13 protein-coding genes and 1 riboswitch are annotated in these 12,737 nt (G+C 50.4%); all 13 genes read right to left on the bottom strand.

Annotated features, from left to right (window positions below; translation table 11 throughout):
• Positions 1-54: 54 nt before the first annotated feature.
• Entirely contained in the window at positions 55-687 is a 633-nt protein-coding gene (locus LI015_RS06620; RefSeq protein ID WP_002570419.1) for an anthranilate synthase component II, read from the bottom strand.
• Entirely contained in the window at positions 684-2,252 is a 1,569-nt protein-coding gene (locus tag LI015_RS06615) for an anthranilate synthase component I family protein (protein WP_195632681.1), read from the bottom strand. Before LI015_RS06615 ends, LI015_RS06620 begins: the two co-directional genes overlap by 4 nt.
• Before the next feature lie 574 nt (positions 2,253-2,826).
• A complete protein-coding gene (gene thiE, locus LI015_RS06610) occupies positions 2,827-3,507 on the bottom strand; it encodes a thiamine phosphate synthase (RefSeq protein WP_118024136.1) in 681 nt (226 codons plus the stop codon).
• Positions 3,494-4,333: a hydroxyethylthiazole kinase gene (gene thiM, locus LI015_RS06605; RefSeq protein ID WP_227124337.1), complete on the bottom strand. Its 840-nt coding sequence runs from the start codon at positions 4,331-4,333 to the stop codon at positions 3,494-3,496. The genes thiE and thiM overlap by 14 nt, the downstream gene beginning before the upstream one ends.
• A gap of 23 nt (positions 4,334-4,356) precedes the next feature.
• Positions 4,357-4,893 (bottom strand): energy coupling factor transporter S component ThiW, encoded by a 537-nt coding sequence (thiW, locus tag LI015_RS06600; protein ID WP_002566230.1) that lies wholly within the window; start codon positions 4,891-4,893, stop codon positions 4,357-4,359.
• 196 nt (positions 4,894-5,089) lie between these two features.
• Positions 5,090-5,199: riboswitch (TPP riboswitch) on the bottom strand.
• Between the two features lie 149 nt (positions 5,200-5,348).
• Positions 5,349-6,200, bottom strand: coding sequence for a Cof-type HAD-IIB family hydrolase (locus LI015_RS06595; protein WP_227124336.1), 852 nt, complete (start codon positions 6,198-6,200; stop codon positions 5,349-5,351).
• A 28-nt stretch (positions 6,201-6,228) separates the two neighbouring features.
• Complete coding sequence (locus LI015_RS06590) at positions 6,229-6,969, bottom strand: glycerophosphodiester phosphodiesterase (protein ID WP_227124335.1); 741 nt, start codon at positions 6,967-6,969, stop codon at positions 6,229-6,231.
• A 28-nt stretch (positions 6,970-6,997) separates the two neighbouring features.
• Positions 6,998-8,443 (bottom strand): ABC transporter substrate-binding protein, encoded by a 1,446-nt coding sequence (locus LI015_RS06585; RefSeq protein WP_227124334.1) that lies wholly within the window; start codon positions 8,441-8,443, stop codon positions 6,998-7,000.
• A gap of 94 nt (positions 8,444-8,537) precedes the next feature.
• Entirely contained in the window at positions 8,538-9,449 is a 912-nt protein-coding gene (locus LI015_RS06580) for a carbohydrate ABC transporter permease (protein WP_227124333.1), read from the bottom strand.
• Positions 9,449-10,315 (bottom strand): carbohydrate ABC transporter permease, encoded by an 867-nt coding sequence (locus LI015_RS06575; protein ID WP_117627159.1) that lies wholly within the window; start codon positions 10,313-10,315, stop codon positions 9,449-9,451. Before LI015_RS06575 ends, LI015_RS06580 begins: the two co-directional genes overlap by 1 nt.
• 9 nt (positions 10,316-10,324) lie before the next feature.
• Positions 10,325-11,464 carry an ABC transporter ATP-binding protein gene (locus LI015_RS06570; RefSeq protein WP_227124332.1) on the bottom strand — a complete coding sequence of 380 codons (1,140 nt, stop codon included), beginning with the start codon at positions 11,462-11,464 and terminating at the stop codon, positions 10,325-10,327.
• 278 nt (positions 11,465-11,742) lie between these two features.
• Complete coding sequence (locus LI015_RS06565) at positions 11,743-12,102, bottom strand: hypothetical protein (protein ID WP_227124331.1); 360 nt, start codon at positions 12,100-12,102, stop codon at positions 11,743-11,745.
• 207 nt (positions 12,103-12,309) lie between these two features.
• The gene (locus LI015_RS06560) at positions 12,310-12,708 is read right to left on the bottom strand and encodes a zinc ribbon domain-containing protein (RefSeq protein ID WP_054354140.1); all 399 of its coding nucleotides are present in this window, start codon (positions 12,706-12,708) and stop codon (positions 12,310-12,312) included.
• Positions 12,709-12,737: the final 29 nt, after the last annotated feature.

Raw genomic sequence — 12,737 nt, 5'->3', positions numbered from 1 at the left:
TCTCCTTTTTTACAATGCCTGATTTTTATTTCTGTTTCGTTTGTCTCTCACCATTTACATTGCCTGTATCGTCCTGATATTAAGGAAGTTTTCCAGTATTTTCCTTCCATCCGGCGTTAATATGGATTCGGGATGGAACTGCAGCCCGTATATGGGATAGTCCCTGTGCGAAACTGCCATGACCTCTCCTTCCATACAGTCCAGGGCCACCACTTCCAGTTCCTCGGGCAGGCTCTCAGGCACTGCGGACAGGGAATGATATCTGGCAGCCGGTATAACGGACGGCAGACCTTCAAATAACCGGCATCCGCATCCCATCTTTTCCGGAAGTCCGGACTTTTCTTCCTTTATATGACTGTCCAGCCTGATATCGCTCTGCTTTCCGTGCATCAGCTTCTTTGCATGGGCAATGGTTCCGCCGAAAGCCTCGCATATACCCTGATGTCCCAGGCACACGCCCAGAATGGGCATTTTTCCCTTAAGCTTTATCACTGCTTCCTCCAGTATGCCGGCATCCCGGGGATATCCCGGTCCGGGCGACAGTATCAGGTGGCTTGGTTTCATGCTTTCTATGTCATCCACGGTTACCTGGTCGTTGCGGACTACCTTTATATCCGGCTCAATACTCCCAATCATCTGTACCAGGTTATAGGAAAAGCTGTCATAATTATCAATTAATACGATCATCTGTCGTCTACCTCCCCTGCCTGAAGAATGGCCTGAATGACGGCCTTGGCTTTATTTGCTGATTCCTCGTATTCCAGTTCTGGAACACTGTCCGCCACGATTCCGCCTCCCGCCTGGACCGTAACCTTTCCTGCCTGCTTTACCGCCATGCGTATGGCGATGCATGTGTCCAGGTTTCCGGTAAAATCCAGGTATCCCAGGGCTCCCCCGTAGATTCCGCGGGGAACCGACTCCAGTTTTTCAATAATCTCACACGCCCTTATCTTAGGCGCTCCCGATAGGGTGCCTGCGGGAAGCAGGGCCTCTACCGCCGAGCAGCCGTCCAGGCCGGGTTTTATATTTCCTTCCACCTGGGAACAGATATGCATGATTTTGGAATACTTGTGTATCATCTTGTACTCCGTCACCTCCACGGACCCGAACTCAGCGATGCGTCCAATATCATTCCTTCCCAAATCCACCAGCATATTGTGCTCGGAAAGTTCCTTTTCATCTGCCAGAAGTTCTTCCTCCAGCCTTCTGTCCTCCTCGTCCCCGGCTCCCCTGGGCCGGGAACCAGCTACCGGAAAGGTAGTAAGGCGCCCGTTTTCAAGGCGGACCAGTGTTTCCGGGGATGTACTGATGATTTCATCCTGGTCTATGTTCATATAAACCATGTAAGGAGATGGGTTGGTCGTCCTTAAAACCCGGTAGGCGTTCAGCAGACTGCCTTCATAGGAACTGGTAAACTGTCTGGATATAACCGCCTGAAAGATATCCCCGTCCAGAATATACTCCTTTGTCTTTTCCACCGTACCGCAGAACTCTTCTTTGGAAACACTGCATACAAAGGATGGTTTCTCCGGCGAGGACAGCCTCTTAAGAGGTGCCGTGTCACTGATAAGGGAGGCCATTTCCTGTATTTCCTCACAGGCCCTTTTGTACTCCTTCATCAAATATTCCAGACCGCCGGAGGTGTTCCCATTTTCCCGGCCTTCACAACGCTTCCGGCCTTCGCACCGCTCCAGCTCTTCACAGATTCCCCGTTCTGTCCTGCCGGTTTTCATGTTAACCACAATCTGTATCTTCTGTTTCAGGTGGTCATAGGCTATGACCTTGTCAAAGAGCATCAGGTCAAAGTCATTTGCGCCGCCTCTGCTGATATGAAGGGTGGGCTCTGCGTACTCAATCATTGCATATGCAAAATACCCCACAAATCCACCGGTAAAGGGCGGCTGCCCTTTCAGCCGGGGCGACTTGTACTGTGCCAATATCTCACGAAGCACATCCATGGGATGATCTGTTTGTATTTCCCTGGATGGGAAACGGCTGACATGGCTCTCAATCTTCACCTTTCCGCAGCGGCAGGCAACGCGCATCACCGGGTTATATCCGAGAAAGGAGTAGCGTCCCCATTTTTCGCCGCCCTCTATGCTTTCCAACAGGTAAAAACGGCTGCTCCTCTCCGCTATACGTCTGAGCAGTGTTATGGGGGTCACTACATCCGCGTAAATCTCGCGGCAGATGGGAATTATATCGTATTCCCCCGACAGACTTAATATTTCATCACAAGCTGGGATTATCATTTACCCTAACTCCTTTCCTTCAAACCGGCTGTTTATTCTGAACCCTTCACCATCCCCGGGTCCGGGCATCACATTCATCAAAAAAAGAAGCCCTTATCCCTGCTGACTACATCTGTAATCAGCAGGGACAAAAGCTTCTTCCGGCTTCTGCGGTACCACCCTGGTTGGCGCTTTCCATGTCCTGCACTCTCCCCGCCATTCTCCGGTCTGGGAATTAAAAAAGCATCAAGTTAAAATTAACCTGATGCTGTGTCATCGAACAAAGAAATAAAATACGCCCGCTCTGCAACGCACCATCATGCGTTCTCCCTGGTAACGGTGGGATACCCGTCAGCCCATACTCCCATCAGACATATCTCTATGACCCTGGTTTCCAGCTGCCCTCGCAGGTCCATTCAGACTCTAATCCAATGCTCCCTTACACCGGCCGGAAGCTCTCTGCGCCTGGAATTACAATCTTACTTACTCCTGCTCAACAGTTTTTTATGTTTTGTTGAATGTTGAACTCATTATAATCAGCCCATTTCCAAATGTCAATGGTTTTTTACAAAGTTTTTATATTTTTTCCATTTTCTTACACTGAGCCGGCCCGCAGGTCCTGCCCGGACAGCCGTGTTATCTCCTCCATTGCTTTTACCAGCTTTTCTGTGGTCTCCCGTATATTCGGCGCCCCGAATATGCCTGAAACAATGGCTGCTCCCGCTGCATGGCTGCCGGCCAGACGTCCTATGTTATCCAGACAGATTCCTCCGATGGCCACCACAGGAATGTCCACACAGTCACAGATTGCATTCAGGGTCTCCATTGTCATGGGACGCGCATCTGCTTTTGTGCTGGTGCCGAATATGGCCCCGCTGCCCAGATAATCTGCACCTGCTGCCTGGGCTTTTCTGGCCTGGTCCACTGTTTTTGCCGTAACTCCCAGTATACGGTCAGGCCCCAGAAGCCTTCTGGCCTCAGACGCCTCCATATCGTTTTGGCCCACATGTAGGCCGTCCGCGCGGCAGGCCAGAGCCAGCTCCAGATTGTCGTCAATCATAAGGGGCACATTATATTCTTCTGTGATTCTGCGGATGTCCCAGGCCGTTCTCAGCACTTCCTCAAAATTTCCTTTATCCAGTTCCTTTTCCCTGAGCTGAACCATGGTTGCGCCGCCTTTTAACGCCTCCTCCACCTGCTCCTTAAGGGATAGCTTACCGGTCCATGCCTTGTCGGTTACTGCATAAATCAAAAGCTGTCTTCTATCGAATCTCAATTTTCTTACCTCTCTCCAGTGTCCCGTCATCCAGAAGGCTCATTTTATCCAGCAGATACATGCGGAATGTGCCTGTCCCGCCTCCCCGCTTTGCAGTCTCTTCGGCCGCCAGTTCTCCGCAGAGCCCGTGTGCGCTGAGAGCCGTGACCGCAGCCTCCTCTGTCAGACCGGCCAGTCCCGGTTCCCCATACAGACCGCAGAACGCTCCCATAAGCCCGTCCAGCATACAGCCGCTGCCTGTAATCCTGGCCATCCAGGGATGGCCGTTTCTGACAATGAACTTTTTTTCTTTTCCGGCCACCACATCTTCTACCCCGGTCATAACCACAACCGCGCCTGTAAGGTCCCTCAGGGAACAGGCCGTTTCCATACGGCTCTCAATGGTACCAAAGGTTTCCGAATCCACACCGCAGGTGTTGCCCGCCTCATGTCCTCTCAGTTCCTGGTTCAGGGCCCGGATTTCCGCCTCATTTCCCCGGATCACAGAAGGGGATGTCTTCCGGATTATATCAATGGCTGTCTGTCTGCGAAACCGTGATGCAGTGACTCCTACCGGGTCCAGGATAACGGGAAGGCCCAGGCCGGCCGCTTTTCTTCCCGCTGCCTCCATGGCCGGTATGGTCCTTTCTTCCAGGGTCCCCAGGTTAAGGACAAGGCTGCTGCAGATGGAGGTAACATCCTCCACCTCATGCAGCCCCTGGGCCATAACAGGAGAGCCGCCTGCGGCCAGGACCATATTGGCCACGTCCCCTGCCGTAACATAATTGGTTATACAGTGGACTCTGGGAGAGCGCTCCCTTAAGTCCTTCATCCATTGTCTCTGCATTATCTGATTTATCCTTTTTCTTGTTATCTTCCCATGGCTTTGCCGGTCTGTACATCCAGATCCAGCATCCGCCTCATATACTGAAACGCCCCGGACTTATACAGCACGCCAATCAGGAACGCGGCAATGACCGTACCACACATGGTGCTCATAAGAAATGGGATTACATAGGCAAAAATGGCTGCTTCCTTCCCCATCACCAGTGTGGCTACCGGATAGCAGAGCATTCCGCCCAGTATGCCGGTGCCGAACACCTCCCCAACGTAGGCCAGTGTCAGTCTGCCGAAACGCTGGTACAGATACCCCCCTAAAAATGCGCCCACCATGCTGCCCGGAAATGCCAGCAGACTGCCTGTCCCCATCAGATTCCTGATAAAGGATGTGCAGAACGCCATTCCCACGCCATACCACGGCCCAAGGAAAACACCGGCCAGTACATTGGCAAGGTGCTGAACCGGAAAACATTTGGATGCCCCTATGGGGATGGAAAAGCCGGATAAAGACACGGCCACCGCTGTCAGCATGGCGCTTACCGCCAGTTTTTTAATGTTTACTTTCATAGTCATACCTCCATGTTTTTTACTTGGAGCCCGCCTATCTTCCTGGTAGAGAGGCATATTTTCTGGTACAGCGGCGTATTTCCTGCACAGCGTTAAATCCTGCTTATATCCATACCGCGCAAAAGGCCGGAACTTTTCTCTGATATAAAAAAGCCCATACCGCGCGGGATATGGACTTAAATTATGCATTGAATACACATACATGTCTCATATTTCCCTACGTTGGCATTACCCAAATCAGGTGCGATAGGTCGAAGTTCGATTACTTCCTCTCAGCCTGCTTCACAAGCTCCCTGTTGTCATTTAGCATAGCACCGGACTATTTATTTGTCAATCCGAAATCATTCAAACTCTCACATACCTTCTGAATACAACAAAAAAAGAGCCGGGGCAGAGCCTGCGGACTCTTTGCTTATCACCTGTAAAATTATGCTCCGTCCCCATCACTCAGAGGCTTAATACGCCCTGGCCTCCCTGGTTAGAACCAGGGTTTCTATGGCATATGCCACACCATCCTGTATATTGGAGCGGGTCTGGCATCTGGCGATACGTTTAATGCTCTCCATGGCATTTCCCATGGCAACCGTATATTTTATGTCCATGGACAGCATGGAATAGTCATTCTCGCTGTCTCCTATGGCCATGATTTCATCCGGTCTCACGCCCCTGGAGGACGCGTAAAAAGCCAGAGCCCGGCCCTTTTGGGCATAGCTGTGGGTCAGCTCCAGGTTGGTGGCAAAGGAGGACGCAACCGCCAGTTCCGCTATACCGGACAGGCGCTCCTTAATTCTGCCCAGAACCTCCTGCGATTCATGGATGACCGATATTTTATAAAATGCCAGACCCAGCTCAAAGAGCTGTCCTTCCTCCACAAAGGAGAACCGGTCTCTCACTCCCTCATAGGTAAACTCCGCCATGGGAAGCAGCACATTCCGTTCAAAACATGCCCTAAACTGTGCCTCCCTGGCTGTGGTATAGCTGCCTCTGTCCGTCATGAAATCAAAGATAATGTCCTCCTTTTGGCAGCAGTCCAGGATTCCCCTTACCTGTCTCTCAGAAAGCCGTATCTCGTCCATGAGCCTGCCGTCCCAATCATACACAGCGGCTCCGTTCATGCACACCACAGGCGCCCTGAGTCCGGCCTCCTTAAGGGGTTCCAATGCGTCTATATAGCTGCGTCCCGTACAAATCAAAAACTCGGCTCCCATAGCCTTAAGTCCTTTAAGCGCACGCACATTCCTCTCTGAAATATGCCCGTCAGGGCGCAGGAGGGTGCCGTCCATGTCAATTGCAACCAGTCTTATCATATATGCCTGCTTTCTGTCAAATATTCTGTCATAGGTCTGTGTACCTGTCAACGACCCGCCTGCACAGGTCCGGCCGGTTAGTAATGATAGCGTCCACTTTCTGCTGCATCAGCATTTCCATATGCGGTTCTTCATTGACCGTCCATACATTCACTGCCAGTCCCTGCCTTCTGGCAGCCGGGATAAGATCCGGATCCTGCATGTGGTACAGGGCCGGATGCAGGGCATCCGCTCCCACTGTACGCCGCCCATAGTCTGCCGCGCCAATCCAGCCATCCGAGTACAGAAGCCCTGTCTTAAGGCCGCTGTCCAGTTCCTTAAGCCTTACCAGGCTGGGGTGGCAGAAGGATGAATAAATCACCCTGTCCTCCATCCCCATGGAAGCAGTGAGAGCCAGTACCTTTTCCTCAATCTCAGGGTAGAGTATGATGCCGGTCTTAAGCTCCACATTTACTGTCAGCCCCGCAGGCTTTAACAGTTCATAGACTTCCTTAAGCGTGGGAATCCGGGCGTCCTTAAAGTTGGGAAACAGCCTGTTAAAAGACAGTTTCTTAAGCTGGGCCAGGGTATAATCCTTTATATACCCTGTGCCGTTACTCACCCTGTCGATGGTCTCATCATGGGCCACCACTAGCTCACCATCCCTGCTTAACTGGACATCCAGCTCCACCCCGTCGGCTCCCATTTCCGCTGCCAGACGGAATGCCTCCAGCGTATTTTCCGGCGCGTAAGCCGACGCGCCTCTGTGGGCCCAAACCTGTGTCTTCATACTCAGTATACCCTCCAGTCCATGATTATCATTCATTGAGCAGGTTATATTCCCCGATTGCCTTATTAATCTGCTGCGCCATCTCAGATGCAGCCTCCTCCGGGCTGGTTCCGTTGTTAAGCATGTTCTCTATCTCCGTTTCAACCACCTGCCTTGCCTCAGGAAATACGCTGAGCAGGGCGCCTGCTGACTGCGGAGCGGAATCATGAAGCTGGTCAATGGCAGTGCCAAACTGGGGATATTTTTCCAGATTCTCCCTGAATACAGGTTCCTCATGAGCCTTGACAGTCACAGGGAAATATCCTGTCTGGGCGTTCCAGTAAGCCTGGCTCTCTGGTGAAACAAGGAACTTAACAAACTCCCATGTGGCGGCCTTCTTAGCCTCATCCTCATTGTTCAGGGCCCAGAGAGAGGCGCCTCCAATAGACACTCCGCCTTTATCGCTTTCATTGACCATGGGGAAATAAGCGGTTCCCACCTCAAACTTGCCATTTACATCTTCCAGAATCTGCTTTAAGGAGGCAGTGGATCCAAGGGTCATGGCCGACTTGCCGGAGCTGAAATCTGCCAGTCCCGCATCGCCGCCTCTGCCCACATTGGGCGCGTAGCCCTTGTCGTACAGTTCCTTCCAGGCCGCCAGTGTCTTTGCCCCAGCCCCGTTCTGGTCAAATTCAACCGCTGTGGCAGCTGCCTCACGTCCATTTCCGTTGTTTACATAATTCAGTCCCTGCTTGCAGGTAAACTGTTCAAAAAACCAACCGTAAATGCTCAGGGATATAGGTTCTCCTGCCCCGCCCTTGTTCACCAAATCATCGGCAATCCGGCCGATCTCACCAAGGCTTCCAGGCGCCTGTGTAATGCCTGCCTTGTCAAACATATCCTTGTTGTAGTACAGCAAAGGCGTGGATGAGTTAAAGGGCATGGAATATAAGGTGTCACCTACAGTATAATACGCAGCGATGTTAGGTTCAATCTGTGTTTTATCCCATCCGTCCGCGTCGATTAACTCCTGCATGGGCACCACCCACCCGGAATCAATCATGAACCTGGTTCCAATGTCGTAAATCTGTACCAAATCCGCACCCATATTGCCAATCTGGGCGCTTTTCAGTTTATTGATGGCATCGTCATACTCTCCCTGATACTGGGCCTCCACCTGGATTCCCATGGTGTTTTCTGAATTAAACTTATTTACCAGATACTCCAATGCCTCTCCGTTCACTCCGCCCATGGAATGCCAGAAGGTGATGGAAGCGCCCTCTGCGCCTGCACTTTGGGAGGCATCTGTCTGGGATGTGCCTGCCTGGGATGTGCCTGCCTGGGATGTTCCTGACTGGGATGTACCTGGCTGGGATGCACCTGCCTGGGAACCCGGGTCAGCCGCAACGCCCGTGCCTGCTGCCGGCGCGCCGCACCCTGCCAGCATGGATACTGCCAGTAAGGCTGCAGCATAACCGATTAATCTCTTTTTCATAATTGTTATTCCTCCGTTTATTTTTTATTCTTATTTCATTTTCTTGTTTCTTTTTCTTCTTTTATTTACTTCTGTAATCCCTTTCCGGGTGTTCCTAACCCTTCACTGCTCCTGAGAACATCCCCCGGATCAGCTGCTTCTGCCCCAATATGAAGATAGAAATGGAGGGCAGGATAATCATGACCACGCCTGCAATCATCAAAGCAATGGACTGGGCGTCCACGCTGTTTAACATGCTGATGCCAATTTGCACGGTTCTCATTTCATTGGATCCGGTCACCAGCAAAGGCCACATATACATGTTCCAGGCATTGATAAAGGTATACACCGCCATGGCCCCTATGGCCGACTTGGTAAGCGGAAGCAGGATGCGGAAAATGAACCTGAGATTTCCGCAGCCGTCAATCTTTGCCGACTCATACAGAGAGATGGGAAATGATTTATAAAACTGCCGGAACAGAAAGATTCCCATTGCTGACGTAAGATAGGGCACAATGAGCACCTGGTAGGAATCCAGCCAGTTCCACCGGCTCACCGTCAGATAATTTGATATGATGGTGGCCTCTCCCGGAATCATCATGGTGGCCATTACCAGCATAAAAAGTGCGTTTTTACCCTTAAACTCCAGGAAGGAGAAGGAAAATGCAGCCAAAGAACAGGAAATAATCTGTCCCGCTGTAATCAGCCCGGCTGTGATAAAGGAGTTGCACACAAACCGCACCAGCGGTATTTTTACCAGGGCCTGCCTGAAATTGTCCCATGTAGGCTGCCTGGGCACCAGATTCATTTCCGTGGTAAACAATTCGCCGGGCGGCATAAACGCCACGCTGACCGCATATAACAGCGGCAGAAGAACGAAGAGGGATACCAGCACATTGGCTGCAATCAGGGCTCCGGTCCTGACTCTCCTTACAGTCATGGCTTTTCTGTTGGCTTTCTCCTGTACTTTAATGATTTCCTCGCGGCTGACTCTTTTGCGTCCCTTTATGGTCATTGTCTGTTCCATTAATAGCTGACTCCTTTCTTCTCTGCCTTAAACATCATAAGCGTCATGACCATGATGATGGCAAACAGTATGACGGACTGTGCCGCCGCGCTGCCAAACCTGTAGTTAAAAAACGCATCCCTGTAAATGGAATACACAATCAGGTTTGTGGATTCCCCCGGTCCGCCCTGGGTCAGAATCTTCACCTGGCCAAAGGACTGGAATGCCTGGATGATATTCACTACGATGGTATAAAACATGATTGGGCTGAGACCCGGCAGTGTCAGCCGGAAAAATTTCTGAATCCCGTTGGCCCCATCCACGGATGCTCTCTCGTAGATAGTCTCATCAATATTGCTGAGTCCGGCGCTGAAATACAGGAAGTTAATTCCGCTGTTAAGCCAGGCTGTCAGCAGGGCCACGCATATGAGCGCGTATTTGGGGTCGTTAATCCAATTGATATCAAGTCCCAGCAGCTTGTTTACAATACCGATGGAAGGATGAAGCATGATTTTAAATATCATGGCTGCGGAACTGGACGCAATGGCCATGGGCAGCGCATAAGCCGTGCTGAATATACGGATTCCCGGAAATGCCTTATTGCACAGGACAGCTGCCAGGAGTCCCAGGGCCATGCTTCCCGCCGCCACGATTGCCACGAACAGAAGGGTTACTGCCAGACTGTTATAAAATGATTCCGACTGAAACAGCTCCATATAATTTCCCAGTCCCACAAACAGCTTGGCCTGCCCCATTTTATTTGTCTTATAAAGACTCAGGTAAATGGTCTTGAAAAACGGGTAAAACAGGAATACGGCAAACACCAGGAGAGCCGGTAAAATATATCCATAGGGCCCTGCCTTTTTTAATAATGAATCTGATTTCATCACTGTCTCCTAATCAAATAAAATATTTTCTTCTGACTGTATATCAAACAGCTTAATCTGAGGCATATCCACGTAAAGGCGCAGGAATTCTCCCGGCTTCACCCGGCAGGACGCCGGCATCCTGGCCGACAGCCGGCCCGTATCCCCTGTATTGCCGTGAAGCAGCACCTCGCTTCCCAGCATTTCCCTGACACTTATGTAAACTCCAATCCACCCGCTGTCATTTCCGTTCAAACCGTCGGAACCGTTTTTCCGGCTGCATTCTTCCTGATGAAGGTCTTCCGGCCGGATCCCCAGAGTTACCCGTTTTCCCGCAAACCCTTTTTCTTTTAATTTCCTGGCCTGGTATCCTTCCAGAGGAAGCCGCCATCCCTGTCCCAGAAGCCAGACTGTCCCATCCTCTTCCAGCACATCCACATCCAGAAAATTCATAGTGGGGGAACCAATGAATCCCGCCACAAATTTATTTACAGGATTCCGGGAAAGCTCTGCGGGAGGTGCTACCTGCTGTATCATTCCCTGGTTCATAACAACAATCCGGGTACCCAGAGTCATGGCCTCCACCTGGTCATGGGTCACATATATGATGGTGGCGTTAAGCTGTTTGTGAAGCTTTGCTATTTCCACCCGCATCTGTGCCCTCAGCTTGGCATCCAGATTGGACAGGGGTTCGTCCATAAGATAAGCCTTTGGCTTTCTCACAATCACGCTTCCGATTGCAACCCTCTGCTTCTGTCCTCCTGATAATGCAGCCGGCCTGCGGTCCAGCAGATGGCTGATTTCCAGAATTCGGGCTGCCTCCCTTACTCTGGCATCAATTTCACCGGGCGCGGTCCTGCGTACCCTGAGTCCAAAGGCCATGTTCTCATACACCGTCATATGGGGATATAAGGCATAATTCTGAAATACCATGGACAGATTCCGGTTTTTAGGTTCGACCATGTTCATCAGGCAGTCATCCATCCATAATTCCCCTGAGGAAATATCCTCAAGTCCTGCAATCATTCTCAGTGTAGTGGATTTTCCGCAGCCTGACGGCCCCACAAAAATAATCAGCTCCCGGTCCCTGATATCCAAATTAAAATCCTTGACCGCATTTTGGCCCCCTTTATAGGTTTTACATACATTTACCAGTGAAATATCCGCCATTTCCGTTCCTTTCTCCTCCCAAATCTACTTATAGATTCTAAATTGTCCAGGTAAAATCCAAAAGCAGGTTCGCGTAAAATAAAGGTAAAAACATGCAGAGTTTCCTGGTCCTTCCTGTACGCGGCTATGGATACAGCTTGTATGGAGGGCCAAAAACGCAAAAAGGATTCTGCAATGCAGCTGGTTACTGCCTTGCAAAATCCTCTCTTGTTTGCTGAAATTGTTATGAAATTTGAACCGTGAAAACTGAACTGCGGCATTCCATACCGGTATCCGTTTTATGCCATATTCAACATACGCTTCATCTTGGTGACCTCGCCATCCAGGTGATTCACTTTTAAATGATACATGATATTAGGCTGTAATTCCTTTAACGCTTCATCCAGCTTTCGAGCCAGGTTCAAATGTCCCTCTGCTATCAGCTGGATATTCCTGTTGGTCTCATTCTCCAAGGTAATCTCTATGTTGGTTACCCTGTCTTTAAGCGTCTGCACATCCTCTTTGAGCGTCTTCACGTCTCCTTTGAGTGTCTGCATGTCTCCCTGCAGCGACCGCACATCTTCTCTTACCGAGGCAAGGCCTCCTTCGATCCCTCCTAACTTCTGAAGGATCAAATCCATCTTCTGATTTTCCATCATTTTCCCATCCTTTCTCTTATGCAATGGCTGCTAACCATTGCAGCATCCAACACCTCTCCAAATATCAGATGCCCGTAAAGGCTGATTCCATTATACTATACCAGAAGAGCCATGGCTAGGTTGAAGTTTAGAAAAATTCTTGGTTCGGTCTCATATCAGCAGGGGCTGCTGATTTCTCTCCTGCTGCCGTCTGTGCACCGCCGTCCGTCACAGTCTCCTGCCGCATTTAGGACAGTACTCAAAATCCTCTTCTGTCTCAAATCCGCAATTTCCGCATTTTTTCCAGGTCTTATAGGTTCCGCTGTCGTAATAGCCCCTGCGGCGCCCCTCCTGAACCAACGTCAGGTCGGAACTTTTTATATCTGCCTGCTGGCCGTGAAGCAGCGCCTTTCCCACCTCCTGGTCCAGCTCATAGACAGCATCACAGCAGGACATTTTTACATAAAATCTCTTATTCCACTTGAACAGGGGAATAAAGAAAAAGCTGAAATACATATAGGTCATGTAAACCTGGTATCGCCCGTATCCGCCGCACCGGTCACATATGACAGTCTTTACATAATCCAGTATTTTCTGCCCCTGACTGATTCCTCCTATAAATATCATTGGTATTGTCTCCTATCCTGTATGTACTC

This window comes from Enterocloster sp. 210928-DFI.2.20 (genome assembly GCF_020554465.1).
Classification (GTDB): Bacteria; Bacillota; Clostridia; order Lachnospirales; family Lachnospiraceae; genus Enterocloster; species Enterocloster bolteae.
Note: the sequence above shows the minus strand (reverse complement) of the source record. Positions and strands in the feature narration are given on the sequence as shown.

Coding starts and splice junctions, on each gene's coding strand:
- LI015_RS06595 (WP_227124336.1), bottom strand. CDS start 6,200: ATGATAAGACTGGTTGCAATTGACATGGACGGCACCCTCCTGCGCCCT.
- LI015_RS06620 (WP_002570419.1), bottom strand. CDS start 687: ATGATCGTATTAATTGATAATTATGACAGCTTTTCCTATAACCTGGTA.
- LI015_RS06590 (WP_227124335.1), bottom strand. CDS start 6,969: ATGAAGACACAGGTTTGGGCCCACAGAGGCGCGTCGGCTTACGCGCCG.
- LI015_RS06575 (WP_117627159.1), bottom strand. CDS start 10,315: ATGAAATCAGATTCATTATTAAAAAAGGCAGGGCCCTATGGATATATT.
- thiM (WP_227124337.1), bottom strand. CDS start 4,333: ATGCAGAGACAATGGATGAAGGACTTAAGGGAGCGCTCTCCCAGAGTC.
- LI015_RS06585 (WP_227124334.1), bottom strand. CDS start 8,443: ATGAAAAAGAGATTAATCGGTTATGCTGCAGCCTTACTGGCAGTATCC.
- LI015_RS06560 (WP_054354140.1), bottom strand. CDS start 12,708: ATGATATTTATAGGAGGAATCAGTCAGGGGCAGAAAATACTGGATTAT.
- LI015_RS06570 (WP_227124332.1), bottom strand. CDS start 11,464: ATGGCGGATATTTCACTGGTAAATGTATGTAAAACCTATAAAGGGGGC.
- thiW (WP_002566230.1), bottom strand. CDS start 4,893: ATGAAAGTAAACATTAAAAAACTGGCGGTAAGCGCCATGCTGACAGCG.
- LI015_RS06615 (WP_195632681.1), bottom strand. CDS start 2,252: ATGATAATCCCAGCTTGTGATGAAATATTAAGTCTGTCGGGGGAATAC.
- LI015_RS06580 (WP_227124333.1), bottom strand. CDS start 9,449: ATGGAACAGACAATGACCATAAAGGGACGCAAAAGAGTCAGCCGCGAG.
- LI015_RS06565 (WP_227124331.1), bottom strand. CDS start 12,102: ATGATGGAAAATCAGAAGATGGATTTGATCCTTCAGAAGTTAGGAGGG.